23 protein-coding genes and 2 pseudogenes are annotated in these 24736 nt (G+C 73.0%); 17 read left to right on the top strand and 8 right to left on the bottom strand.

The window, feature by feature from the left end; all coding sequences use genetic code 11:
- Nucleotides 1-120: 120 nt before the first annotated feature.
- On the top strand, nt 121-801 hold the full coding sequence (locus tag ACFXAE_RS10215) for a phosphatase PAP2 family protein (RefSeq protein WP_384710930.1): 681 nt from the start codon (nt 121-123) through the stop codon (nt 799-801).
- A gap of 175 nt (nt 802-976) precedes the next feature.
- The gene (locus ACFXAE_RS10220; RefSeq protein WP_384710933.1) at nt 977-1654 is read left to right on the top strand and encodes a TetR/AcrR family transcriptional regulator; all 678 of its coding nucleotides are present in this window, start codon (nt 977-979) and stop codon (nt 1652-1654) included.
- On the opposite strand, the gene ACFXAE_RS10225 is transcribed toward ACFXAE_RS10220, so the two are convergent.
- On the bottom strand, nt 1642-3144 hold the full coding sequence (locus ACFXAE_RS10225) for an LVIVD repeat-containing protein (RefSeq protein ID WP_384710936.1): 1503 nt from the start codon (nt 3142-3144) through the stop codon (nt 1642-1644). The two genes, ACFXAE_RS10220 and ACFXAE_RS10225, sit on opposite strands and share 13 nt — an antisense overlap.
- A gap of 191 nt (nt 3145-3335) precedes the next feature.
- Between ACFXAE_RS10225 and ACFXAE_RS10230 the strand changes: the two genes are divergently transcribed.
- A complete protein-coding gene (locus ACFXAE_RS10230) occupies nt 3336-3998 on the top strand; it encodes a DUF305 domain-containing protein (RefSeq protein WP_384710939.1) in 663 nt (220 codons plus the stop codon).
- Nucleotides 3999-4034: 36 nt separating this feature from the next.
- On the opposite strand, the gene ACFXAE_RS10235 is transcribed toward ACFXAE_RS10230, so the two are convergent.
- Nucleotides 4035-4502 carry a DUF6214 family protein gene (locus ACFXAE_RS10235; protein WP_384710942.1) on the bottom strand — a complete coding sequence of 156 codons (468 nt, stop codon included), beginning with the start codon at nt 4500-4502 and terminating at the stop codon, nt 4035-4037.
- Nucleotides 4503-4702: 200 nt separating this feature from the next.
- Between ACFXAE_RS10235 and ACFXAE_RS10240 the strand changes: the two genes are divergently transcribed.
- The gene (locus ACFXAE_RS10240) at nt 4703-6046 is read left to right on the top strand and encodes an FAD-dependent oxidoreductase (RefSeq protein ID WP_384710945.1); all 1344 of its coding nucleotides are present in this window, start codon (nt 4703-4705) and stop codon (nt 6044-6046) included.
- A gap of 9 nt (nt 6047-6055) precedes the next feature.
- On the opposite strand, the gene ACFXAE_RS10245 is transcribed toward ACFXAE_RS10240, so the two are convergent.
- Nucleotides 6056-6415, bottom strand: a complete 360-nt coding sequence (locus tag ACFXAE_RS10245; RefSeq protein WP_384710948.1) for an ArsR/SmtB family transcription factor — start codon at nt 6413-6415, stop codon at nt 6056-6058.
- Between the two features lie 124 nt (nt 6416-6539).
- Here ACFXAE_RS10245 and ACFXAE_RS10250 point away from each other — a divergent pair, with 124 nt between their 5' ends.
- Together ACFXAE_RS10250 and ACFXAE_RS10255 are read left to right on the top strand one after the other, a co-directional pair.
- Nucleotides 6540-7619 carry an NADH:flavin oxidoreductase/NADH oxidase gene (locus ACFXAE_RS10250; RefSeq protein WP_384710951.1) on the top strand — a complete coding sequence of 360 codons (1080 nt, stop codon included), beginning with the start codon at nt 6540-6542 and terminating at the stop codon, nt 7617-7619.
- 195 nt (nt 7620-7814) lie between these two features.
- Entirely contained in the window at nt 7815-8612 is a 798-nt protein-coding gene (locus ACFXAE_RS10255) for a pectate lyase (RefSeq protein WP_384710954.1), read from the top strand.
- Between the two features lie 72 nt (nt 8613-8684).
- Here ACFXAE_RS10255 and ACFXAE_RS10260 read toward each other — a convergent pair.
- Nucleotides 8685-9448 (bottom strand): annotated as a pseudogene (locus ACFXAE_RS10260) (PaaX domain-containing protein, C- domain protein).
- A 120-nt stretch (nt 9449-9568) separates the two neighbouring features.
- Here ACFXAE_RS10260 and ACFXAE_RS10265 point away from each other — a divergent pair.
- The 4 genes and pseudogenes from ACFXAE_RS10265 to ACFXAE_RS10280 all read left to right on the top strand — a co-directional run bounded on the left by ACFXAE_RS10265 (nt 9569) and on the right by ACFXAE_RS10280 (nt 13505).
- Nucleotides 9569-10724, top strand: a pseudogene (locus tag ACFXAE_RS10265) (WD40/YVTN/BNR-like repeat-containing protein).
- Between the two features lie 91 nt (nt 10725-10815).
- Nucleotides 10816-11493: a uracil-DNA glycosylase gene (locus ACFXAE_RS10270; protein ID WP_384710957.1), complete on the top strand. Its 678-nt coding sequence runs from the start codon at nt 10816-10818 to the stop codon at nt 11491-11493.
- Nucleotides 11490-12497 (top strand): N-acetylglucosamine kinase, encoded by a 1008-nt coding sequence (locus ACFXAE_RS10275; protein WP_384710960.1) that lies wholly within the window; start codon nt 11490-11492, stop codon nt 12495-12497. The genes ACFXAE_RS10270 and ACFXAE_RS10275 overlap by 4 nt, the downstream gene beginning before the upstream one ends.
- 84 nt (nt 12498-12581) lie before the next feature.
- Nucleotides 12582-13505 carry a sirohydrochlorin chelatase gene (locus ACFXAE_RS10280; RefSeq protein WP_384710963.1) on the top strand — a complete coding sequence of 308 codons (924 nt, stop codon included), beginning with the start codon at nt 12582-12584 and terminating at the stop codon, nt 13503-13505.
- A 71-nt stretch (nt 13506-13576) separates the two neighbouring features.
- Here the strand turns inward: ACFXAE_RS10280 and ACFXAE_RS10285 are convergent, their stop codons facing one another.
- Together ACFXAE_RS10285 and ACFXAE_RS10290 are read right to left on the bottom strand one after the other, a co-directional pair.
- The gene (locus tag ACFXAE_RS10285; RefSeq protein ID WP_384710966.1) at nt 13577-14620 is read right to left on the bottom strand and encodes a lactonase family protein; all 1044 of its coding nucleotides are present in this window, start codon (nt 14618-14620) and stop codon (nt 13577-13579) included.
- Nucleotides 14621-14714: 94 nt separating this feature from the next.
- Complete coding sequence (locus ACFXAE_RS10290) at nt 14715-16202, bottom strand: FUSC family protein (protein ID WP_384710969.1); 1488 nt, start codon at nt 16200-16202, stop codon at nt 14715-14717.
- A 206-nt stretch (nt 16203-16408) separates the two neighbouring features.
- Between ACFXAE_RS10290 and ACFXAE_RS10295 the strand changes: the two genes are divergently transcribed.
- The 4 genes from ACFXAE_RS10295 to ACFXAE_RS10310 all read left to right on the top strand — a co-directional run bounded on the left by ACFXAE_RS10295 (nt 16409) and on the right by ACFXAE_RS10310 (nt 21391).
- The gene (locus tag ACFXAE_RS10295; RefSeq protein WP_384710972.1) at nt 16409-16885 is read left to right on the top strand and encodes an Lrp/AsnC family transcriptional regulator; all 477 of its coding nucleotides are present in this window, start codon (nt 16409-16411) and stop codon (nt 16883-16885) included.
- Between the two features lie 19 nt (nt 16886-16904).
- Nucleotides 16905-17603 carry an HAD family hydrolase gene (locus ACFXAE_RS10300; RefSeq protein WP_384710975.1) on the top strand — a complete coding sequence of 233 codons (699 nt, stop codon included), beginning with the start codon at nt 16905-16907 and terminating at the stop codon, nt 17601-17603.
- Nucleotides 17604-17732: 129 nt separating this feature from the next.
- Nucleotides 17733-20549, top strand: coding sequence for a beta-L-arabinofuranosidase domain-containing protein (locus ACFXAE_RS10305; protein ID WP_384710978.1), 2817 nt, complete (start codon nt 17733-17735; stop codon nt 20547-20549).
- 92 nt (nt 20550-20641) lie between these two features.
- A complete protein-coding gene (locus ACFXAE_RS10310; protein ID WP_384710981.1) occupies nt 20642-21391 on the top strand; it encodes a DUF4142 domain-containing protein in 750 nt (249 codons plus the stop codon).
- 5 nt (nt 21392-21396) lie between these two features.
- Here ACFXAE_RS10310 and ACFXAE_RS10315 read toward each other — a convergent pair whose 3' ends face one another.
- Complete coding sequence (locus tag ACFXAE_RS10315) at nt 21397-22152, bottom strand: LysR family transcriptional regulator substrate-binding protein (RefSeq protein WP_384710984.1); 756 nt, start codon at nt 22150-22152, stop codon at nt 21397-21399.
- Between the two features lie 37 nt (nt 22153-22189).
- Between ACFXAE_RS10315 and ACFXAE_RS10320 the strand changes: the two genes are divergently transcribed.
- Nucleotides 22190-22594 carry a DUF5997 family protein gene (locus tag ACFXAE_RS10320; protein WP_384711076.1) on the top strand — a complete coding sequence of 135 codons (405 nt, stop codon included), beginning with the start codon at nt 22190-22192 and terminating at the stop codon, nt 22592-22594.
- A 106-nt stretch (nt 22595-22700) separates the two neighbouring features.
- The gene (locus ACFXAE_RS10325; protein ID WP_384710987.1) at nt 22701-23189 is read left to right on the top strand and encodes a hypothetical protein; all 489 of its coding nucleotides are present in this window, start codon (nt 22701-22703) and stop codon (nt 23187-23189) included.
- On the opposite strand, the gene ACFXAE_RS10330 is transcribed toward ACFXAE_RS10325, so the two are convergent.
- Nucleotides 23155-23460, bottom strand: coding sequence for a hypothetical protein (locus ACFXAE_RS10330; RefSeq protein WP_384710991.1), 306 nt, complete (start codon nt 23458-23460; stop codon nt 23155-23157). The genes ACFXAE_RS10325 and ACFXAE_RS10330 overlap by 35 nt on opposite strands.
- A 174-nt stretch (nt 23461-23634) precedes the next feature.
- Here ACFXAE_RS10330 and ACFXAE_RS10335 point away from each other — a divergent pair, with 174 nt between their 5' ends.
- Nucleotides 23635-24720 carry a MerR family transcriptional regulator gene (locus ACFXAE_RS10335; RefSeq protein ID WP_384710994.1) on the top strand — a complete coding sequence of 362 codons (1086 nt, stop codon included), beginning with the start codon at nt 23635-23637 and terminating at the stop codon, nt 24718-24720.
- The last annotated feature ends 16 nt before the right edge of the window (nt 24721-24736 follow it).

Below are 24736 nucleotides of genomic sequence, written 5' to 3' on the forward strand. Positions count from 1 at the left end.
CCCTGGGCGGGGCGGCGCAAGCCCGGAAAAGGGCTGCCGCGAGCCCGGAAAAGGGCTGGTGCAGGCCCGGCAGGGACGGGGCACTGGCCCCGGACGCCGGCGTTCGGCGAGGATCGCCTCATGCACACCCCCCACACCGAATCCCCGCCCAGGCCGCCGGAGCACCGCCCGGCCGCCCTGTCCACCGGAGTCCTCGCGCTGTGCTCGGCGCTGCTGCTGACGCTCGTCGGCGTCGAGTGGCGCCCGCTGCTCGAGCTGGACGCCGACATCGCCCGGACGACTCACCGCTGGGCGGTCGAGGAGCGGGGGTTGACGCAGACGTCCCGCATCCTGACGGACTGGGTCTGGGACCCCTGGACGATGCGGGTGCTGTGCGGTGTGGCGGCGGCACTGCTCGCCTGGCGGTACGCGGCCCCCTGGTCGGCGCTCTGGCTGGTGCTCACGGTCGCCGTCGCGACGGCGGTGCAGCAGGGGCTGAAGGCCGCGCTGGACCGTGCCCGCCCGGTCTGGCCCGACCCGGTGGACTCCGCGCACTACGCGGCGTTCCCGTCGGGGCACGCCATGACCGCGACGGTCGTCTGCGGTCTGCTGCTGTGGCTGCTGCACCGTCACGGGGTGGGCCGCGTCCTGTGGCGCACGGCGCTGGCCGTGGCGGTCCTCTCGGTGACCGGCGTCGGCCTCACCCGGGTCTGGCTCGGCGTGCACTGGCCCACGGACGTCCTCGGCGGCTGGCTGACCGGCGCCCTGGTGGTGGCGGTGGCCGTCGCGGTCCACCGGCGGCGGTGTCCGGCGCGCCTGTGAGTCGAGCACCCCGATCCGGTAGCCCGAGGCTACTTCCATCGCGAACGAGGCCGTCCACCTCGGACGATCCCCCGCGTCGCCCGAGGTGAACGGCAACCCGGAAAGGCCCGCCAAGGGGCCTCACCGGACGCGCTGAGTATAGTTGGCTGGCAGCCAGTCAACGCAGGAGTCCAGCATGTCCCCGCGCAGCGCCCTGGTCAATGAAGAGTTGCGGAGGCGTTCGAAGGAGCGGCTTCTGCACGCCGCCGTGGAGTTGGTCGACGAGCACGGGTACGAGGCGACGACGCTGGGCGACATCGCCGACCGGGCGGGCTCCGCACGGGGCCTGGTGTCGTACTACTTCCCGGGAAAGCGCCAGCTCGTGCAGTCCGCCGTGCACCGGCTGATGCACCGCACCCTGGAGGAGGCCCTGGAGCGGGAGCCGCACACCGAGGACGGCCGGGAGCGGATGGCACGGGCCATCGACGCGATCCTGGGCCTGGCGCGGGACCGGCCGCTCCTGATGCGCCAGCACATGGCCGGACTGCTGCAGGCCGAGGGTTTCCTGCCCTGCCCCGAGCAGCGTCGGCTGGCGGAGCTGCTGAGCGACACCGTCGCCCGGCACGGCTCCCACGACGTCGGCGCCGACTATCCGATGCTGCGCGCCCTGCTGATGGGCGCCGTGTACGCGGCCCTGATGCCGGGCGCGCCCATGCCGGTCCCGGTGCTGCGCGCGGAGCTGTTCAAGCGCTACCGGCTCGACTGGGAGTTGGGCGTCCCGCCGGACACCGAGGTGCCCGGCGGGACGTGCGGGAAGGACCGGACGGACATGGCCCGGTTCTTCGCGACGGAGCCGGACGCTCAGTCGAAGTAGTCCGGCTGCGTCTGCGTGTTGAGCTCACGCAGGTGGACCCGGCGGGCCGGGTCCGTGCGCCGGTCGTCGATCTCCAGGACGTCGAAGCCCTTGGCGATGTCGTTCGAGTAGATGTAACCGTTGTAGTAGTACGCCGACCAGGAGCCGCCGGTGACGAGCTGGTCCGTGCTCAGCGGACCGCGTTCGAAGTAGGCGATCTCCTTCGGCTTCGAGGAGTCGGTGAAGTCCCAGACGGAGACGCCGCCCTGGTACCAGGCCTGGACCATCAGGTCCTTGCCCCTGACCGGGATCAGCGAGCCGTTGTGGGCCACGCAGTTCTCGGTGTCCGCCTGGTGGCGGGGGATCTTGAAGTAGCTGCGGAAGACCAGCTTCTGCCGGTCGCCCTTGCCGACGATGTCGTAGATGCCGTCCGCGCCGCGGTTCGGGCCGATCTCCGCGTTGCAGGTGGCGCCGCCACCGCCGCCCAGCTCGTCGGTGAAGACGACCTTGTTCGCCTTCTGGTTGAAGGTCGCCGAGTGCCAGAACGCGAAGTTGACGTTGTCCTGCACCCGGTCGATCACCTTGGGCCGCTCGGGGTCCTTGATGGAGAACAGGATGCCGTCGCCCATGCAGGCGCCGGCGGCCAGGTCCTTCGACGGCAGCACGGTGATGTCGTGGCAGCCGGTGGTCTTGGAGACACCCGGGTTGGTGGGCCCGCCGGGGTTGCCGCCGCCGTCCGGACCCTCACCCGGGAACAGCACCGGGAAGCCGACCAGCGCCGCCTTGTGCGGGGCCTTGCGCGGCACCTTGATCACCGAGATGCCGTCGTGCGGCGGCTGGCAGTCGGGGTAGGCCGCGTTCGGCGAGTACGACGAGACGTAGACGTAGACGTTCTTGCGCTCGGGCACCAGCGTGTGGGTGTGCGAACCGCAGGCGGTCTCGACGGCGGCGACGTAGCGCGGGTTGCGCTTGTCGCTGATGTCGAAGACCTTCATGCCCTCCCACGAGGACTTCTCGGTCGCCGGCTGCGTGGTGCTGTTGCAACTGCTGTCGCTGCGCGAGGAGTCGGTGGACAGGAACAGCAGGTCGCCGGAGACGGAGATGTCGTTCTGCGAGCCGGGGCACAGCACCTGGGCCACCGTCTTCGGCGCCTTCGGGTCGCTGATGTCGAAGATGCGGAAGCCGTCGTAGTTGCCGGCGAAGGCGTACCGGCCCTGGAAGGCCAGGTCCGAGTTGGTGCCGGGCAGCGCGTCCTTGGGGACGTGGGCCACGTGCCGGATGTTGTCGGAGTGGACGATCTCGTCCTGGCCGGGTATCTCGCCGCTCTGGATGGCCTCGCGCGCCTCGGCCTGGTCGCTCCGCGAGACCTTCTTCTCGGCGGCCGGCGAGTCCCCGGGGTCGGGGATCGCCGCGGCCGGCGCGGCGGTGAGCAGCGCGGCCAGCAGTCCACCGGCCGCCGCGGCAACTCCCAGGCGTCTGCGCCGGGTTCGGGAAACGCTCAACAGGATCACTGTTTTCCTCCCTGGTTCCGTTCACCTCGGAACGGTTTTCGCACCGGCAGTATCGTCGTCGACATGCACATACCAACAGGGGGCAACACACTTGCAATGAAGTTTTTTGATCACTGTCGCGCGGAAGCGTGCTAGGACGGTCGTCGACACTCACGAGGTGTCTTGCAACCTGCCAGCCACAGGAGGTCCTTGTGCACTACCGCCGTGCGTCACGCGTGTCCGTCGTCGCGGCCGGGCTGACCGCTCTGGCCGTACTCGGGCTCGTGGGCTGCGACTCCGGTACCGACGAGACCAAGTCGGCCGCCGGGAGCGGGCCTTCGGTCATCGCGCCGGGTGAGCCCGGGGAGGCCAACCGGACCCTGTCGGCCGAGGAGGCCCAACGGCAGCGCGTGGAGGACGACTCCCCCAACTCGGCGGACGTGTCCTACGCGCGGATGATGATCCAGCACCACGCGCAGGCCCTGGAGATGACCGGACTGGTGCCGGACCGCGCCGAGTCGCCGAAGATCGTCAAACTGGCCGAGCGCATCGCCGCCGCGCAGCGGCCGGAGATCAAGTCGATGCAGGGCTGGCTGAAGAGCCACGACAAGGCGGAGCGGGACGACGGGCACGGGCACGACCACGCGACGATGCCCGGGATGGCCACGCAGGCCCAGCTGAAGCAGTTGCGCGCGGCCGACGGCAAGGCCTTCGACCAGCTCTTCCTCACCCTGATGATCACGCATCACCAGGGGGCGATCACCATGTCCACCGAGCTGAAGGGGCAGGGCAACAACATCCGGATGGAGGAGATGGCGGACGACGTGGTGGCCCAGCAGACCAGCGAGATCGGCCGGATGCGCGATCTGATGTGACGGTGCGCCGGACGGGCCGGGGGAACCGCGGGCCGCTCAGCGCCGGGCGTGCCGCGAGGGCAGCAGTCCCGCGTCGCGCGTCCGACCGATGAGTCTGAGCGCCCCGCGCCGGCTGTACCCGGTCTCGTTCATCACGGCGAGGACCGGATCGGCTCCCCGCTCCTGCGCCGCGCGGTACGCCCGGGCCACGAGACCGTGCTCCCGTGGCCCCCTCGGCCGGGCGGGCCGCTCCCGGTGCGCGCCCGTACCGGCCTCGCCTCCGGGGTCCGGCCCGGCCTCGGTACCGCAGGCCCGGGCCAGCGGCCCCTCGATCCAGTCGGCGAACAGGGCGAGGTCCTCCAGGGCCAGCGCGGGCCGGGCCCGTACGTCCTCGACGCAGACCCACCCCTCGCACACCGTCGCCAGCGCGTCGATACGGGCCCCGTCTCCGAAGGCCAGCCGCACATGGAGCCACCGCGTCGCCCGCTCCCCCTCCCGCACCTCCCACGCGGGCCACACGGACACCGCGCCCTCCACCGGAGAACGATCGGAAAGATGAAGAAAAGATGCCTCAAGCACACACGCAACGTAATCGCGCGATCACTTTCCTTCCGTAGAACACGCGCCCCGGACGGCGGACGGCACCCTGTCAGCGGAGCGCGGACGGTGCCATGCTGGAGACAACAGCGATCTCCTGTGGATCCCCCGGGGTGAGGAGTTCCGCCGTGCTGCGTGTCGCCGTCGTCGGTTCCGGGCCGAGCGGGTGCTACACCGCCCAGAGCCTCGTCCAGCAGGACGCCCGGGTGCGCGTGGACGTCCTGGACCGGCTGCCGTGTCCGTACGGCCTGGTCCGCTACGGCGTGGCGCCGGACCACGAGAAGATCAAGTCCCTGCAGAACACCCTCCGCGCGGTCCTGGAGCACGAGCGCGTGCGCTTCCTCGGCGGGGTGCCGGTCGGACCGGGCGGGGTGCCGGTCGCGCGGCTGCGGGAGCTGTACCACGCGGTGGTGTACTGCGTGGGCGCCGCCACGGACCGGCGGCTGGGCATCCCTGGCGAGGAGCTGCCGGGCAGCTGGTCGGCGACGGAGTTCGTGTCCTGGTACAGCGCGCACCCGGACGCCGTCGACGACGGTTTCCTGCGCGGGGTGCGGTCGGCGGTGGTCATCGGGATGGGGAACGTCGCCGTGGACGTGACGCGCATGCTGGCCCGGGGTGCGACGGAGCTGAGCCCGACCGACATGCCGCACGCCGCCCTGACCGCGCTCGCGGCGAGCCGGGTGGACCGCATCCACATGGCGGGCCGGCGCGGGCCGTCCCAGGCCCGCTTCACCACCAAGGAGCTGCGCGAACTGGGGACCCTGCCGGAGACCGGCCTCGCCGTGGACCCGGCCGAGGCGGCACGGGACCCGGCGTACACGGATCCGTCCGCGCTGCCCGCCCCGCAGCGCCGCAACGTCGAGGTGCTGCGCGGCTGGGCCGGGGCGCCGGTGTCGGGCGCCCGGCGGCTGATCCGGCTGCGCTTCTTCCTCCGCCCGGCCGAACTGATCGCCCGGGAGGGCAGGGTGGGCGCGGTGCGCTTCGAGCGTACGGTGCCGGACGGGCACGGTGGCGTCACGGGCACGGGGCGGTTCGAGGACATCGAGGCGCAGTTGGTGCTGCGCTCGGTGGGGTACCGCGGGGTGCCGCTGGAAGGGCTGCCGTTCGACGCGGCCGGCGGCACGGTTCCGCATCTCGCCGGGCGGGTGCTGCGGGAGGGCGCGGTCGCTCCGGGCGAGTACGTGGCGGGCTGGATCAAGCGGGGTCCGACGGGCGTCATCGGCACGAACCGGCCCTGCGCGAAGGAGACGGTCACCTCCCTGCTGCGGGACGCGCCCTTCCTCACGGACCGCGATCTGCCCGGCGACCCGCTGGCGGCACTGCGGGCCGGGGGCGTCGAACCGGTCGAATGGACGGGCTGGCAGGCGATCGAACACGCCGAGGCGGAACTGGGCGCCTCCCTGGGCCGGGGCGTCGTCAAACTCCCCGACTGGGGATCCCTGCTCGCGGCGGCCCGTACGGCCGACCCGTGAGCGGACCGGTCAGGTCGAGTCGTGGCGGCCGGCCTGGTGGGTGGCCGCGGTGAGGAGACAGTCGAGGAGGCCCGGGAAGAGGTCGTCCAGGTCGGCCCGGCGCAGGCCGTTCATCTTGGCGGTGCCCTCGTAGACCTGCCGGATCACGCCGCTCTCGCGCAGCACCCGGAAGTGGTGCGTGGTGGTGGACTTGGTGACCGGCAGGTCGAACTGCGAGCAGGTCAGCTCGACGCCCTTGGCGGCGAGTTCGCGGACGATGCGCAGCCGCATGGGGTCGGAGAGCGCGTGCAGCACGCCCTCCAGCCGGATCTCCTCGCGCGCCGGGTGCGGCAGATCGCGACTGCTGGGGGCGGGGGAGACGGTCGTCACGGCGGCTCGCATTCGGTCCGGGAACCCTCATGATACGAGAACCATCGTAGTTTGACATCCTCCATACTACGATGCCTATCGTACGAGCCGCACCCGTCCCGGCCACCGCCGAATGGAGCCCGCCGTGAGCACGCTGTTCCAGCCGTATACCCTGCGCGACGTGACCATCCCCAATCGGGTGTGGATGCCTCCGATGTGCCAGTACTCGGCCGCGCCGGAAGGGCCCGGGGCCGGTGCACCCGGTGACTGGCACTTCGCGCACTACGCGGCCCGCGCGGCCGGCGGCACGGGACTGATCGTCGTGGAGGCCACCGCCGTGTCGCCGGAGGGCCGGATCTCGCCGTACGACCTCGGCATCTGGAACGACACCCAGGTGGAGGCGTTCCGCCGGATCACCCGCTTCCTCGCGTCACAGGGCACCGTCCCCGCCGTCCAGCTCGCGCACGCCGGGCGCAAGGCGTCGACCGAGCGGACCTGGAAGGGCGGCGCGCCGGTCGGGCCGGACGCCCACGGCTGGCGGCCGGTGGCCCCGAGCGCGGTCGCCTTCGACGAGCGGCACCCCGTGCCGGACGAACTGTCCGCCGAGCAGATCCGTGACGTCGTCGGACAGTTCCGCGCCGCCGCGCGCCGCGCGCTCGCCGCCGGGTTCGAGATCGCCGAGATCCACGGCGCCCACGGCTACCTGATCAACGAGTTCCTCTCCCCGCACTCCAACCACCGCACCGACGCCTACGGCGGTTCGTACGAGAACCGGACGCGGTTCGCGCTGGAGGTGGTCGACGCCGTGCGCGAGGAGTGGCCGGACGACAAGCCGCTGTTCTTCCGGATTTCGGCCACGGACTGGCTGGAGGGGTCCGGCTGGACCCCGGACGACACCGTCCGCTTCGCCTCCGAACTGCACGCCCACGGCATCGACCTGCTCGACGTCTCCACCGGCGGCAACGCCTCCGGCGTGCGCATCCCGACCGGGCCCGGCTACCAGGTCCCCTTCGCCGCGCGGGTGCGCGGCGAGACGCCGATGCCGGTCGCCGCCGTGGGGCTGATCACCGACGTCGAGCAGGCGGAGAAGATCGTGGCCAACGGCGAGGCGGACGCGGTGTTCCTCGGCCGCGAGCTGCTCCGCAGCCCCTCGTGGGCCCGGCACGCGGCCCGTGAACTGGGCGGCGAGGTCCACGTGCCGGACCAGTACCACCTCTCGGTCTGAGCCCGCGCCGCCCTCGCGCCGGCCGTTCCTGGCCGAATGTGATGCACGCGAGACGTTGACCAGAAAGCGCTTACCCCATACCTTCCGTTCAGCAGCGTGACCCGCTCACGTCAATTCGGCGGGCCGACTGCGCACTACCCCGAACGTCGTTCATGTACATGGCTCGTACCCCCACACCACGACAGAAGGAACGACATGACTTCCGCGAAACGACCACACGCCCGCGCACTGACGGGCGCACTCGCCACCCTGGGCCTCTCTGTTGGCATGGCCATGACCACCGGCGCGTCCTCGGCGAGCGCCGCCACCTGGCCGACCGCGAACGGCAGCCAGGGCGTCTCCTCCACCATCTCCGTGTCCGGCACCAAGGACTACGGGATGAAGCGCCTGTACGGCACCGGCGACCTGGGTTCCGACGGCCAGGACGAGGACCAGGGCCCGATCCTGCAGCTGGCGGACGGCGCGGTCCTGAAGAACGTCATCCTGGGCGCCCCCGCGGCCGACGGCGTCCACTGCCAGGGCTCCTGCACGCTGCAGAACGTCTGGTGGGAGGACGTCGGCGAGGACGCCGCCACGTTCAAGGGCAAGTCGTCGGGGTCGGTCTACACCGTCACCGGCGGCGGCGCGAAGGAAGCCAGCGACAAGGTGTTCCAGTTCAACGGCGCCGGAACGCTGAACGTGTCGAACTTCGCGGTCAAGAACTTCGGCACCTTCGTCCGCTCCTGCGGCAACTGCTCCACGCAGTACAAGCGGACGATCAACCTCAACACCATCGAGGTGAACTGGAAGGGCAGCAGGCTCGCCGGCATCAACACCAACTACGGCGACAGCGCGACCCTGCGGAACATCACGATCATCGGGGACAGCAGCAAGAAGATCGTCCCCTGCCAGAAGTACATCGGCAACGACGACGGTGACGAGCCGAGCAGCAACGGCTCGGGCCCCGACAGCACGTACTGCAAGTACGCGTCGTCCGACATCACCTACCGGTAGCCCTCCACGGGCAGCGGCCGTACGAGGTGTCCCGCGCGGCGCCTCGTACGGCCGACCGGCCCCTACGCGCCTTCATGCGCCGCCCACGCGGGAACGCACCTCCCCCGCGTCAGCCCCCGCCGGTACCCCGCGCAGGCGGACCGCGGCGCGTCGTTGGCCGGCGGCGGGCAGCGGCGCGTCGTCCGGCCAGTCGGCGGGCAGCAGGACGGGATCGGCGAGCAGCCGGCGTACGACGGCGGCGAACGCGGTGAGCCGCTCGGCGGGGCGAGTGGCGCGGTCGACGTGGCCGAGGAGCGCGCGGGCCGTGCCGGACCGGGCGTCCAGCGGCCACAGGCCCGCGGCGAACTCGCGCGCGGACCGGTCGGGGCGGGCCGTGCCGCACTCGGCCACCTCGCCGGGACCCGCGGACAGGCGGCGCCCCAGATCGGCGGGACGCAGCCATACCCCTTCACGCAGTTCGGCGAGCCGGAGGGCGGCCGGCCGGGTGCGCGGGTCCGCGCGTTCGGCGGGGCCCCGCCCGTCGCGGTGATCACCACCGGCTCCCGGTCGCCGTCCCACTCGCGCGTGCGCGGCTCCATGGACTCGTCCCGGCGGCGCCGGCGTTCGAGCAGCCGGTCGCCGGCGTCCGTGCGCCGCAGGTCACCGGCGGCGACCGTCCGGCTGAACGCCGCGCGGAGCGTGGACCCGCCGCCGAAGCCCTCCACGGGCCGCCCGAGCTCCCTCCTCGTCCGGCACGCCCCGTCCGCGGTCGCCGACGCCTTCTGCGCGACGCGGCTGAGCGGCGACCGGGGGTACGCCTTCGGCACGCTGCCCGCGGCGGCCGGACTGGACGCGATCCTCGGCCGCGCGCTGCCGGACGGCGGCCGACCCGCCGTCGGGCCACCGCGCACGGTGCTCCCCGTACACGTTCGCACCGGGCCCGGCCTGCGGCGACGCCGGTCCAGAGGTGACTGTCAGTGGTGGGGTGCAGACTGGCCGGTGTCCTGGAACGAGGGCGTCGACGAAGACGTCACGGAGGTGATCGGCATGACCGAGGTACTGCTCGCCGTGGGCACCCGCAAGGGCCTGTTCATCGGGCGCCGACGGGGTGGCACCTGGGAGTTCGACGAGAGTCCCTGCTTCAACGCGCAGGCCGTGTACTCGGTCGCCGTCGACACCCGTGGCGGGAGCCCGCGGCTGCTGGCCGGCGGGGACAGCGCGCACTGGGGCCCGTCGGTGTTCCACTCCGACGACCTGGGGCGCAGCTGGACCGAACCGGCCCGGCCCGCCGTCAAGTTCCCCAAGGACACGGGTGCTTCGCTGGAGCGGGTCTGGCAGCTGCACCCGTCCGAGGCCGAACCGGACGTGGTGTACGCGGGGACGGAACCGGCAGCGCTGTACCGCTCGGAGGACCGCGGGGAGACCTTCGAGCTGGTCCGGCCGCTGTGGGAGCATCCCACGCGTGCGAAGTGGGTGCCCGGCGGCGGCGGCGAGGGACTGCACACCGTGCTCACCGACGCCCGTGATCCGCGGGCCGTGACGGTGGCCGTCTCCACGGCGGGCGTGTTCCGCACCCTGGACGGCGGCGCGAGCTGGGCCCCGTCCAACTCCGGGGTGTCCGCGGTGTTCCTGCCGGACCCGAACCCGGAGTTCGGGCAGTGCGTGCACAAGGTCGCCCGGGACGCGGTCGACCCGGACCGGCTGTACCTGCAGAACCACTGGGGGGTCTACCGCAGCGACGACGCGGGCGGGAGCTGGACGGACATCGGCGAGGGCCTTCCGTCGACGTTCGGCTTCGCGGTCGTGGCCCATCCCCGTCGCGGCGACACGGCGTACGTGTTCCCGATCAACGCCGACTCCGACCGGGTGCCGGCCGGCCGGCGCTGCCGGGTCTACCGGACCACGGACGCGGGCGGGAGCTGGGAGCCGCTCACGGCGGGCCTGCCGCGGGAGGACCACTACGGCACGGTGCTGCGCGACGCGATGTGTCACGACGGAGCGGACCCGGCGGGCGTCTACTTCGGCAACCGCAACGGCGAGGTGTACGCCTCCGCCGACGACGGCGACAGCTGGCGGCAGTTGGCGTCGCATCTGCCGGACGTGCTGTGCGTACGGGCCGCGGTCGTCGCATGAGCCGTACGAGCCGCATGAGCCGCATGAGGATCCCGTCCGGTCCTGGCCACTGGTTGATCTCCGCCGCCGTCGCGGCAGTAGGGTGACGCCCGTGGCACCACGACCCTTGAATGAAATCGTCGAAGCGGGCTGGGCGAAGGCCCTGGAGCCGGTGGCCGAACGGGTCGCCGGAATGGGGGACTTCCTGCGCACGGAGATCGCCGCGGGACGCACCTACCTCCCGGCCGGAGCGAACGTCCTGCGCGCCTTCCGGCAGCCCTTCGACGAGGTACGCGTTCTGATCGTCGGGCAGGACCCGTACCCCACCCCGGGGCACGCGGTGGGACTGTCGTTCTCGGTCGCGCCCGAGGTGCGGCCGCTGCCGGGCAGTCTCATCAATATCTTCCGGGAGCTCGGCACCGACCTGGGACTGCCCCAGCCGTCCAACGGCGACCTCACCCCCTGGACCGAGCAGGGCGTGCTGCTGCTCAACAGGGCGCTGACGACGGCCCCGCGCAAGCCGGGCGCCCACCGCGGCAAGGGCTGGGAGGAGGTCACCGAGCAGGCGATACGGGCGCTGGCCGGGCGGGGCAAGCCCCTGGTCTCCATCCTGTGGGGGCGGGACGCCCGCAACTGCCGTCCGCTGCTGGGCGATCTGCCGGCGGTGGAGTCGGCCCATCCGTCGCCGATGTCCGCCGACCGCGGCTTCTTCGGCTCCCGCCCGTTCAGCCGGGCGAACGACCTGCTGATCCGGCAGGGCGGCCAGCCGGTGGACTGGCGCCTGCCGTGACCGGGCCCGGTTTCCTCGCCGTGGACTCCGGGGGCTCCGGTCTGCGGGTCGTCGTCGGGGCCGGCGGGCGCGGACCACTGGCCCGGGGCGCCTCCGGGGAACCGGTGCGGACGGGGGCACGGGGCCTCGACCCGGAGCACCTCATGGAGCAGTTGGTCCCGATGGTGCGGGCCCTGTGCGCGGAGGCCGGGGTCGAGAGGCTGGAGACGGCCGTCATCGGGGCTGCCGGGCTGGCCGGCCTGGGGGACGCGCTGCGCGCGGAGCTGCCGGGTGCGCTCGGCCGTGAACTGGGTGTGCGGCGGGTGGTGCTGGCCGCCGACGCCATCACCGCGTACGTCGGTGCCCTCGGGGCGCGGCCCGGTGCCGTGATCGCCGCCGGTACGGGTGCGATCGCGATCGGCACCGATCTGACCGGCTGGCGCCGTGCCGACGGCTGGGGGCACCTGCTCGGCGACTGCGGCGGCGGCGCCTGGATCGGGCGGGCGGGTCTGGAGGCGGCGCTGCGCGCGCACGACGGGCGGCGAGGCGGCTCCGCGCGGCTGCTGGCGAGCGCCGAGGACATGTTCGGCCCGCCGGCCGGGCTGCCCGGCCGGCTGTATCCGCGGACCGACCGGCCGGCCGTACTCGCCTCCTTCGCGCCCCGGGTGGGCGAGTGCGCGGACGGCGGCGACCCCGTCGCCGTGGAGGTGCTGCGGGCCGCGGCCGGGCACCTGGCCGACTCCGCCACGGCCGTGTGCCCCGCGGCGGACGCACCGGTGGTCGGTCTCACCGGAGGCCTGTTCCGGATGGGCGCCGCGCTGCTCGGCCCCCTGGACGAGGAGCTGGCCGAGCGGCTGCCGGGGGCGCGGTGGATCATGGCCGAAGGAGACCCCCTGCACGGGGCGGTCCGCATCGCGGAGCACCTCACCGCCGGCTCCTTCACCCTTCCGGGCGACGAGAAGATGCTGTGGGTGACGAGCCCGGCAGGTGAGGACGTCACCCGCGCGGCCGACGCCCGTACGTAACTCATCAGACAAAACCGGACGGATACCGCTCACCTGCCCCCTCCCCGAACAGGGGAACCCGGGAAACCACTAACATGCGGCAACATGAGCACCCCCACTGGGCCCGCGTCCGGCCTGCCAGTACGAATGCCGCGCCCCCGTCAGCCCGGACGGCACCGCCGTCCCGAGCCGCTGGTGGCTCCCGAGGACGCGCCCGCGCTCGTCCTCGCCGTGCCGGGTGCGCCCAGTAGTGCCACCCGCTCGCTCGTCGACGAGGTCGTGAGCATCGCCCGTTCCGAGCTGCCCGGTCTGGACGCCCGGGTCGGCTACCTCGACGGTGACGACGAGGAATTCCCGACACTGCAGTCCGTCCTCACGCACGCGGCCGAGGAGCGCACCGCCCGCTTCGAGCAGGCCCGCGCCGCCGGCATGGACATCAAGGAGCCCGACGGCCCCGTCGCCGTCGTCGTGCCGCTGCTCGCCGGTCCGGACAGCGCGTTGCTGCGCCAGGTCCGCCAGGCCGTGATGGACAGCCGTGTCGCCGCCGAGCTGACCGATGTGCTGGGTCCGCACCCGCTGCTCGCCGAGGCGCTGCACGTGCGGCTCTCCGAGGCCGGTCTGGCCCGCGCCGACCGTGCCCGGCTGTTCACCGTGGCGACCGCGGCGGACGGCATCATCCTGGCCTCCGTGGGCGGTGACGAGGCCGTGCAGGCGGCCGGGATCACCGGCATGCTGCTCGCCGCGCGCCTCGCCGTGCCGGTGATGGCGGCGGCCCTGGACCAGGAGGGTTCCATCGCCTCCGTGGCGGAGCAGCTGCGGGGCTCCGGCTCGCAGCAGCTGGCGCTCGCGCCGTACCTGATCGGCCCGGAGATCGACGCCGGCCTGATCGAGGAGGCCGCGAAGGAGGCGGGCTGCTCCGCCGCCGAGGCGCTCGGCCCGTACCCGGCGATCGGCAAGCTGGCGCTGGCCAAGTACACGACCGCGCTGGGCATCGCCCCGCAGCAGGCGCAGAGCACCCCGGCCCACTGACCCGGCCGGCTCGCGCACGACGCCGGAAGGGCCCGCTCCGGGAACCGGAGCGGGCCCTTCGTCATGCCCCTTCAGACTCCCGGCCGGTCGGTGACCACGCAGGACGCCGCGGTCACCGGAACGGAACCGGTGCGCCGTGGTACTCCCGTGCCCGGGTCGAGCGCGAACCAGGTCACGTCCCCCGAGCGCTCGTTGGCGACGTACAGGACGCCGTCGGACTCGGTGATGGAGCGGGGCCAGCGACCGCCGCAGGGGACGGTGGTGAGCGGGGTCAGCACCCTGCCCTTCCCCTCGACGGCGAACACGGACAGGACGTCCTCGCCGCGGGTCGCGGTCCACACGAAGCGGCCGTCGGGCGAGACGGCCACCCCGGACGGGTAGGCGTCCCCGGCCGGGGTGCCGGGCAGGACCGGGATCTCGGCGAGCGGCCTGAGCGCGCCGCCGACGGCGTCCCAGCGGCAGACCACGAGGGTGGGGCTGAGCTCGTTGAGGACGTACGCGTGGGCCCCGTCCGGGTGGAAGGCCAGGTGCCGCGGGCCCGAGCCCGGGCGCAGGGCGATCTCCCGGTGCGGTGCGAGCACGCCGTCGGCCAGGGTGCAGACCCGTACCGAGTCCGTGCCGAGGTCGACCGTGACCGCCCAGCGGCCGCTCGGGTCGGGCTGCACCTGATGGGCGTGCGGGCCCTGCTGGCGCCGGGGATGAGGGCCGGAGCCACTGTGCCGGAACACCCCGGACGCCGACCGCGCGAGGCCCCCGTCCGGACGGACGGGCACGGCGCTGACGCTGCCGGAGCCGTAGTTCGCGGTGAGGACGTGTCCGGCGAAGAGGCTGAGGTGGGTCGGCCCGCTGCCGTCCACCCGTACCTGGCGCCCGGCCGGCTGCGGCCCGTCCCCCGTCACGCGGAACGCGGCCACGGCGCCCTCGGCGGTCTCGCTGACCGCGTACAGCGTGCGGCCGTCGGGCGACAGGGCCAGGTAGGACGGATCGGGTACGGCGTCCACGGTGCTCAGGACGGTCAGCGCGCCGCTCCCGGGGGCGATGGCCGCGGTGACGATGCCCGGGCCTCCCGCCGCCGTGAACGACCCGATGAACGCCCGCCGCCTGCCGTCCGCCACGACTGTCCCCTCTCGTCCGCTGTCGACCGGGGTGACGGTAGCAGTCGATCGCATCAGGTCTAGACCAAAGACCCGTCGTGCGCGTCCGTACGGGTCAGGCCCCGACCAGCGGGGAGCCGGACGGCGCCCGCAGCGGCGCGGCCAGTTCGGCGAGGGCGCGTTCCAGACCGTGCAGATGGGCCAGGGCGGGTTCCGTCCCGGCCGGGGAGGTCCGTACGGCGATGTCCCGGCCGCCGGTGAGCGCCTCGACGGCGGCCTCGACGCGCCAGCAGGCGGCGGTCAGCCGGGCGTCGTGCGAGGCCTCCGGGTCGGCGGCGACGGCGACGAGGCCGCGGATCTCCCGAGCGCAGTCGTCGAGCAGGGCGAGCACCCGCCGGGCGCGCCGCTTGCGGTCGAGCATGGGGTTCAGCGGATGCACCAGCGGGGCGACCGAGAGCCGTACCCGGGCGAGCAGCTGTTCCAGCTCCGCCACCACCGGCGCCGGGTCGGCGTCCGCGGTCCCGGCCAGCCGTGCGGCCGTCTGCGCGGTGCACGCGTGGACGCAGCGCAGGGCCCGCTGGATCCAGGTGTCGGTGACGCTGTGCGTGGTCACGGGCAGGACGAACGCCACCGCCAGCACGGCGCCGAACGCGCCGACGGCGGTCTCCACGACCCGGAGTGCCAGCAGCTCGGGGGTGAGCACGCCCAGCAGGCCGTAGAGCATGGCGGCGAGCACCGTCACCCAGAGCATCATCCAGGTGTAGGACACGGCGGCCGTGTAGAAGATGCCGAAGACGGCGACGGCGACGACCAGGGCGGTCACAGGCCCGTCCCCATGCGCGGGAACGGCGACGAAGAGCGCGAGCCCGATGCCGATGACGGTGCCGAGCACCCGCCGGAAGCCGCGTACCAGGGTCTCGCCGCGCGAGGTGGTGTTGACGAAGACCCACCAGGTGGCGCCGACGGCCCAGTACCAGCGCTGCCCGGACACCAGCTGGCCCACGACCAGGGCGAAGCCCGCGCCGGCGGTCGCCTGGACCGCCTGGCGGGTGGTCACACGGGCCAGCCCGGTGCCGCCGGGCGGCGCCGGTACGACGGCCGGGGGCAGCCGGCGCTCGTAGCACCACAGTCCGAAGCGCACCGTGGCCGCGGCGAGCACGGACAGCAGGACGGAGGCGTACAGCTCGGGGAGCTGGGCGGTCCTCGCGTGCAGGAACTGCGCCACGAAGTAGGTCATGAACGCGAAGACCCCGAGACTGTGGCCACGCGGACCCCAGCGCCGCGCGTACACGCCGAGTCCGACCACGGCGAGGAAGGTGAGGTCGCGGGCGACCGGGTGGTCGTGCAGCACGGCCGCGGCGGCGAGCACCGGCAGGCCGACGGCGGGCAGCAGCGCCGTGGTGACGGCCTGCCCGCGGACGGTGGCGTCGGTGACGGTGAACAGGGCGAGCAGCGCGGCGAGCCCGCCGGTGACGGCACCGGTGAGCGAGTGCCCGGCCAGGCCGCAGACGACGACGGCCAGCCCGATGCCGAGCACGGCCCGCGTCGCGAAGCGCAGCCGGATCCGGCCCGGGTCCGGAGCCGTGAACACCCTCTTCAGCACGTACCGCCCCCTGAGAACTCGTTGGTGTGCGCCGTGGCACGAAAAAGGCGCCGCGGGGTCCGCAGCGCCATCGACCCCTCCATATCAGCATCTCTTCCACCAGTGGCTCAACCGACTCTTTCCATGGTGTGCCATTGGTACAGTGTTCGCGGCATTCCTACGGCCATCGAAGTGCCAATGGCCGATGCGGGGACACCGGGGACCTCATGGCCGTGGACGAGCTCGACACCCGCATCCTGCGGCTGCTGCTGGAGCAGCCGCGCACGAGCGTGCGGGAGTACGCCCGGATCCTCGGGGTGGCCCGCGGCACCCTGCAGGCCCGTCTGGACCGCATGGAGCGCGAGGGCGTGATCACCGGCACCGGCCCCGCCCTCTCCCCCGCCGCGCTGGGCCACCCCGTCCTCGCGTTCGTGCACATCGAGGTCACCCAGGGGCACCTGGACGAGGTGGGGGACGCGCTGGCCGCCGTACCGGAGATCGTCGAGGCGTTCTCCACCACGGGCGGCGGCGATCTGCTGGCCCGGGTGGTGGCGCGCGACAACGCGCACCTGGAGGACGTGGTCCAGAAGCTGATCAGCCTGCCCGGCGTGGTCCGCACCCGCACCGAGGTGGCGCTGCGCGAACGCGTCCCGCACCGGCTGCTGCCGCTGGTGGAGTCGATCGGCCGGACGGCACGCAGGTGAGCCCTGTCATCCTGGGCCCATGAGCACGCTCGGCGGCCTCTCGGTCATCTTCGATCTCGACGGAACGCTCGTGGACAGCGAGCCGAACTACTACGAGGCGGGCCGGCGGACCCTCGCCGAGTACGGGGTCCCTGACTTCTCCTGGGCCGAGCACGAGCGCTACGTCGGGATCAGCACCCGGGAGACGATCGCCGACTGGCGGGAACGGTACGGCCTGTCCGCCCCGCCGGAAGAACTGCTCGCGGTCAAGAACCGCCACTATCTGCGGCTGGCCGGCGCCTCGACGCGGGTGTACCCGCAGATGCGCGCGTTCGTCGAGCTGCTGGCGGCCGAGGGCGTGCCGAGGGCCGTGGCCTCCGGTTCCTCGCCCGAGGCGATCGGGGCGATCCTGGCCTGCACGGGCCTGGACAGGCATCTGCGCACGGTCGTCCCGGCCGACGAGGTCGCGCACGGCAAACCGGCCCCCGACATCTTCCTGGAGGCGGCCCGCAGGCTCGGCGCGGACCCGGCCGACTGCGTGGTGGTCGAGGACGCGGCCCCGGGCGCCGCCGCCGCGCACGCGGCCGGGATGCGCTGCATCGCGATCCCCTACGTCGCCGCTCAGGCCGACGCCCCCGGGTTCGCCGCCGCAGACCTGCTGCTGCGCGGCGGGCAGGAGGAGTTCACGGCGCGGGCCGCGTACGCCTGGCTGGTGGAATCCGCCGCCCGGCACCCCTGACCGGCTCCCGCCGCCCGCGACGAACGTCCGGAACCGATCGCTCCCGAACCGTTGACGCCTCTCCGCCCCCTCCCTATCGTCTGGCCGATCGTTCGTACAGCGTTCGTGATACCGAACAGAGGAGCATCCATGGCACCGCCCCTCTCCAGACGAACCCTCTTCCAGGCCGCCGCTCTGACGGCGACCGCGGTCTCCGCGGCGGCCACCGGGCGCGCCGTCGCCGCACCCGGCGCGCCGGCCGCCGCTCCCGGCGTACCGGCGGCGTGGACCGTACGGCCCTTCGGGCTGGAGGACGTGACGCTCGGACCGGGCGTCTTCGCCGGCAAACGGCAGTCGATGCTCGACCACGCCCGTGGCTACGACGTGAACCGACTGCTCCAGGTCTTCCGCGCCAACGCCGGCCTGTCCACCCGCGGCGCGGTCGCGCCCGGCGGCTGGGAAGGGCTGGACGGGGAGGCCAACGGCAATCTGCGCGGCCACTACACCGGCCATTTCCTGACCATGCTGGCGCAGGCGTACCGCGGCACCGGCGAGCAGGTCTTCGCGGACCGGATCACCGCCATGGTGGGCGCCCTGACCGAGGTACGGGAGGCGCTGCGCCGCGACCCGGCCGTACTGAGCGTCGAGGGACGGTTCGGCCGCGCGGCGGAGAACGTACGCGGCTCGTACCGGTACGTGGACCTTCCGGCGGCCGTTCTCGCCGGCGCCCCGGCACTCACCCTGTCCGCGTGGGTGCGGCCGGCGCACGACGCCGCCTGGGCCAGGATCTTCGACTTCGGCGACGGCACCACCCGCTACCTGTATCTGGCCGCCCGCAACGCCGCCGGGGTGCCGCGGTTCGCCGTCACCGTCTCGGGGCCGGGCGGTGAGCAGGGCCTCGACGGCACCGCGCCGCTGCCGGTCGGCGAGTGGAGCCATCTGGCCGTGACCCTCGCCGACGGCACCGGCACCCTCTACGTCGACGGCACCGCCGTGGCCCGGAGCACGGACATCACGCTGACCCCGGCCGCGCTCGGCACCCTCACGAACAACTGGCTGGGGCGCTCGAACTTCCCCGCCGATCCGGTGTTCGCGGGCGCGTTCGAGGACGTCGACGTGTTCTCGCGGGCGCTGACCGCCGCCGAGATCACGGAGTTGCAGGGCCGCCGTGCCGCCGACGCCTCGACCGGCCGGGGCGACCTGGCGTCGTACGCCTTCGACGAGACGGCCGGGGCGACGCTCGCGGACGCCTCCGGACGGAGTCTGGACGCCACCCTGCGCCGCACCTGGGGCGCGCCCGGCCATCCGGGTTTCCTCGCCGCGTACCCGGAGACGCAGTTCATCGAACTGGAGTCGATGACCGGCAGCGACTACACCCGGGTGTGGGCGCCGTACTACACCGCGCACAAGATCCTCAGAGGGCTGCTGGACGCGTATCTCGCCACGGACGACGACCGGGCGCTCGACCTGGCGTCCGGCATGTGCGACTGGATGCACGCACGGCTGTCCGTGCTGCCGGCGGCCACCCTGCAGCGGATGTGGGGGCTGTTCTCCAGCGGGGAGTTCGGCGGCGTCGTCGAGGCGATCTGCGACCTGCACGCGATCACCGGACGGGCCGAACACCTCGCTCTCGCCAAGCTGTTCGACCTGGACCGGCTCATCGACGCCTGCGCCGCGAACACCGACATCCTCGATGGACTGCACGCCAACCAGCACATCCCGGTCTTCACCGGCCTGGTGCGGCTGCACGACGAGACGGGCGAGCAGCGCTACCTCACGGCCGCGAAGAACTTCTGGGGCATGGTCGTACCCCACCGCATGTACGCGATCGGCGGCACCAGCAGCGGCGAGTTCTGGAAGGCCCGCGATGTGATCGCGGGCACGGTCACCGACACCACCGCCGAGTCCTGCTGCGCGTACAACATGCTCAAGCTGAGCCGGACGCTGTTCTTCCACGAGCAGGATCCGGCGTACATGGACTACTACGAGCGGGCCCTGTACAACCAGGTGCTCGGTTCCAAGCAGGACCGGCCGGACGCCGAGAAGCCGCTCGTCACCTACTTCATCGGCCTGACGCCCGGTCATGTGCGCGACTACACGCCCAAGCAGGGGACGACCTGCTGCGAGGGCACCGGCATGGAGAGCGCCACGAAGTACCAGGACTCGGTGTACTTCGCGAAGGCCGACGGGAGCGCCCTGTACGTCAACCTCTACAGCGCCTCCCGGCTGACCTGGGCCGAGAAGGGCGTCACGGTCACGCAGACCACCCGCTACCCCCAGGAGCAGGGCAGCACGCTCACCGTCGGCGGCGGCCGGGCCTCCTTCACACTGCTGCTGCGGGTGCCGTCCTGGGCGACCGCCGGCTTCCGGGTGACCGTCAACGGGCGTGCCGTGCCCGGCACTCCGGTCCCCGGCCGCTACTTCGAGGTCGCGCGGACCTGGCGCGACGGCGACACCGTACGGATCTCCGTGCCCTTCCGGCTGCGGGTGGAGCGGACCCCCGACGACCCCGCGCTGCAGGCCCTGTTCTACGGCCCGGTCAACCTGGTCGCCCGCCGGCCCGGGCCGGACGCCGTGCGGCTGGGGCTGTACCGCAACGCCGGCCTCTCCGGCGATCTGCTGCCCTCCCTCACGCCGGTCCCGGACGAACCCCTGCACTACACGCTGGACGGCATCGAACTGGCGCCCTTCGCGGAGGGGACCGAGGACCCGACCCACGCCTACGTCCGGCGCTCGGAACCGCGTGTGATCTTCGGCACGTCGGACTCCGGAGTCGCCAACCCCGCCCGGAGCGACGGTACGACCCTGCTCGACGAGATATGGTCCGGGGCGCCCTTCCGCGGCAAGGGAGCACTGGTGGCGCAGGTGCGGTCCACCGTGGCGGCCTGGGTCGGTGAGGGTCTGCTGAGCCGCGCCGACGGCGACAAGGTGGTGAGTACGGCGCAGAAGGCCGGCTACGCCCGCTGACACCGGCCGAAAATTCTTTCCCGGACGGTGACTGTCTCGCGCCCGGCGTCCGTACTTCCTGCTGTTGGGCCGTTCATATCCCAGGAGGCACGATGCGCATCTCGCGCAGCACGGCAGGAACCGCGTTCGTGGGTGGAGCCATGATCCTCACCCTCACCGCGCTCGCCTACCCCACCATGCTGGGCGTACAGAACACATCGACCAAGCCGGACCGGGTGGTGGCCAACACGAACTACGGCCCGCTGACCGAGGCGGACCGCGACTTCGTGGTGAAGGTGCGCGCGGCGGGGCTGTGGGAGCACCCACTGGGGCTGCTGGCGATGGAGCGGGGGACGACGCCGGAGATGAAGGAGGCGGGCGAACACCTGGTCGTGGGACACGGCCGGCTCGACGACAGCTGTCGCAAGCTCTCCCTGGAGCTCGGCATCACGCTGCCGAACCAGGCGTCACCGCAGCAGCAGGGGTTCGTGGAGACCGTGAAGTCCACCAGCGGCAAGGAGTTCGACTCCACGGCGGTGAACATCATGCGCGTGACGCACGGGCAGATCTTCCCCGCCATCGCCAACATCCGGGCCAACACCAGGAACACCCTGGTGCGGCAGCTGGCCGACCAGGCCAACGACACGGTGCTCGACCACATCACGGTGCTGGAGAAGACGGGGCTGGTCAATCACGAGCAGGTCAACTTCCAGCAGACCAGCCCGCCGAAGATGCCGCAGGAGCAGGTGACCCCGCCGGCTCCGCAGGCGGGTGCGCCGGTCCTCGCGCTGGAGATCCCCAAGGAGCTGGAGGACCTCAACACGGCGTCCCCGGCGCCGTCGCCGTCGCCGACGGTCAGGTAGCCGGGTCACGACCCGCGGCGGGGCTTGCCCCGCCGCGGGTTCTTCGTCGCGCCGCCGGTGCCTCCCCGGCGGCCGCGGCCGGCCGATCCGCCGGCCGGCTGCTGCCGCCGGGCGGTGCGTTCGGGCTTCTTCTCCTGTGCGGGCTGCTGCCGGCGGCCGCGGGTGCTGTTGACGGTCCGGCCTCGGACGATCCCGATGAGGTCCTCGACCCGGTCCGTCGTCGCCGCCTCGGGCCAGGACAGCGCCACGCCCGACCCGGGGGCCTGCTCGAGCGGCCGGTGGGTGAGGTCCTTGCGGTGGTGCAGCCGGGCGAGCGACAGCGGTACGACGAGCACGCCGATCCCGGCCGCGACGAGCTCGATCGCGTCGGCGGTGGTGGCGGGGCGTTCGAGCGCGGGCCGTCCCGGCAGGCTCTCCCAGGTGAGAACGTCGTCCAGGGGGTGCAGCACGATCTCGTCGGCCAGGTCCTCCAGGGACACCGTGTCGACCGCCGTGACGAGGTGGTCCTTGGGCACCACGACGACCGTCTGCTCGGTGTAGAGGGGGATCGCGCTGAGGACCGTGCGGTCGACGGGCAACCGGACGAGGCCCGCGTCGGCGTCACCGCTCAGCAGCAGCCCCTGCGCCGCCTGGGCGGGGACCTGCGTGAGGGTCAGCGGGACGTCGGGCAGCCGCTCGTTCCAGATGCGCACCCATTTGTCGGGCATCACCCCGGGTACGTACACGAGCCGGAACGAGGGGGACACTTCCGAGCCTGTCACCTGGCCAGGTTACCGGCCGTGGTCGGCGGCCGTGCACATGCTCGATACCCTGGACTCCATGACGCAGCACCAGAACACCCAGACGATGAAGCCCGCGACCGCGGCGAAGAAGCTGGGTGTGTACCTCGACGCCACCCCCGCCGACTTCCGGGACGGTGCCGTCTCACGCACCGAGCTGAACGCGCTCCAGGCGGACCCGCCGCAGTGGCTGCGGGACCTGCGGCGCGACGGCCCCCACCCCCGCCCGGTGGTCGCGGCGAAGCTGGGCGTGTCCATCGCCGGTCTCGCGCGCGGCGGGATCACCGAGGCCCTCACCACCGAGCAGATCGAGGCGCTGAAGGAGGAGCGCCCCGAGTGGCTGGAGCGGGAGCGCGCCACCCAGGCCGAGGTCCGCAAGGAGGCGGCCCGGATCAAGAAGCGGAACGCGGAGCGCGACGCCTGACGGAAACGCCAGCCCGCGCCACCCTTCCGGTGGATAGAAATATCTACCAGCATGGCCGTACCGCACGCGCCCGCAGCGGCGCAGCCGACCGTGCCCGGGGTGGGACATGCACAGCTCCATGTGGAAGCAAGCCGTCGAGTGGCTGGCCGCGGCGGCCACGGACCCGCAGGAGTGCAAGCGCGAGTGGGATTACGGCAGGGGCACGGCGCTGCTCGCGGCCGGCCGGTACTGGGACGTGCTGAGCGTGCCCGACCGCCTCGGGCTGCTCGCCCTGGACATCCTGTGGCGCGACCCCCTGAAGGTGCCCGGGCCCACGCTGGTGGACGTGACGGCCCGCAGAGTGGGGTTCTTCCTGCCGCCCGATCCGGTCAGCGAGTGGGTCGGCTTCGGGGTGCGGCACGTGGGCCGGGGGTCCTGGGTCGCCGTACCGCCGCCGTACCGGCCCGCCGGGCGTCTGGAGTGGCTGGTCCCGCCGGACGGCACGGGGACCCTGCACGCCCCCGGTCCGCTCGAACTGGCGCTGCGCGGGGCGACCGGCACGCTCGCCGTGCTGGCCCCGGTCAGTGCGGAGCCGGCGGGTCCGGAGGGCTGGTGAGTCCCTCGCGGGTGTCCTCGGTGGACGGCCGCAGCAGCGGGACGGGGAAGGGCACCGGCAGCACCGTCGCGCGCTCGCTCACCGTGGCCGCGGCGAAGGAGGCCCACAGGCCGTCGCGGTGCTCCGGGACGGTGTGCCCCCTGGCCCGCCACTCCGCGACGAGGGCCGTGTAGATCGGCGTATGGCCGCCGTATCCGCTGGTGAGTTCGGCGTACAACCGGCCCGCGGCGTCGTGCCCGAGAAGGCGCCGCGCCGTCTCAGTGCTGTCCATGCCGGTCCAACGCGCCCCCGTGCGCCGGTGGTACGCCGGTGGCCGCACATCCGCCGGGTCGGGTGAAGCCATCACCCGTACGGACCTTGCCGGACAGCCGTTGTCGGGCCGGGGCAGGCCGGGATTGACCCTCGACCTTGTCGAGGGATCAGGGTTGCGGGTGTGGAGAGCGAGATGCGCAGCATTGGTGAGATGGCCCGGGACAGCGGGCTGGGCGTGAGCGCCCTGCGGTTCTACGACCGTGCCGGTGTCCTGGTCCCCGACCGGGTGGATCCGGTCAGCGGCTACCGCTGGTACGCCCCCGGGCAGCTGGACGAGGCCCGGCTGCTGGCCCGGCTGCGCCGGGCCGGGATGCCGCTGGCGGACATCCGGCTGGTGCTGGCCGGCTGGACGGGCGCCGACACCGACCTCGTACGACAGCTGCTTCGGACGCATCTGCGCCGGCTGGAGCAGGGGCTGTCCGATGCCCGCGCCGAGTTCTCCGCGCTCCGAGTCCTGCTCGACCACAGGGAGAACCCCATGACCTCGTTCCGTACCGACACCGCCGTACGGCTGTCCCTCTCCGGCCCCGGGCTGGCCGCCGCGCTGGACGCGGTCCGGTTCGCGGCCGGCACCGACCCGGAGCTGCCGATGCTCTGCGGGATCCTCTTCGACGTCGAGGGCGACGCGCTGCGCCTGGTGGCCACCGACCGGTACCGGATGGCGGTGGCGCGCGCCGCCGCCGACGGGCACGACGGGTCCCGCGTCCAGGTCACCGTGCCCCTTCCGCTCGCCGACGCGATGCGGGCGCTGCTGGACGGCGAGGAACAGGTCCGGCTCACCGCGGACGGTGACCGCGTGACGCTGGAGGCCGGGGACCGGCAGACGGCCGGCCGGTGCCTCGGCCACGGCTTCCCGGACTACCGGCGTCTCGTCCGCCTCCCGGCGGGGCGGCGCGCCGTGGTGGACGTGCCGGCCTTCCGGGAGGCGGTGCGCACCGGCCCCGTCCGCGCGGGCGAGGTGCGCGGGCAGGACGGGACGTCCTGCGACCTCAGCGTGCTGAAGGCCGCGGAGGACGGCTCGGTCACCCTGGCCGGGGACGGCGCCGACGGCCGGGATCTCGTCGCCGTGAACCGCGCGTTCCTGCTGGACGCGCTCGCCGCGGGAGCCGTCGACCGGCTGATCCTCGAGTTCGGCGCCCCCACGGCGCCCCTCGCGATCCGCAGGCCGGACGACGCGCACACGTTCTCGCTCCTGATGCCGGTACGGCTGGAGGACTGACCTCTTCCACCGGTGG

It is taken from the genome of Streptomyces sp. NPDC059454 (assembly GCF_042749965.1).
GTDB lineage: Bacteria > Actinomycetota > Actinomycetes > Streptomycetales > Streptomycetaceae > Streptomyces.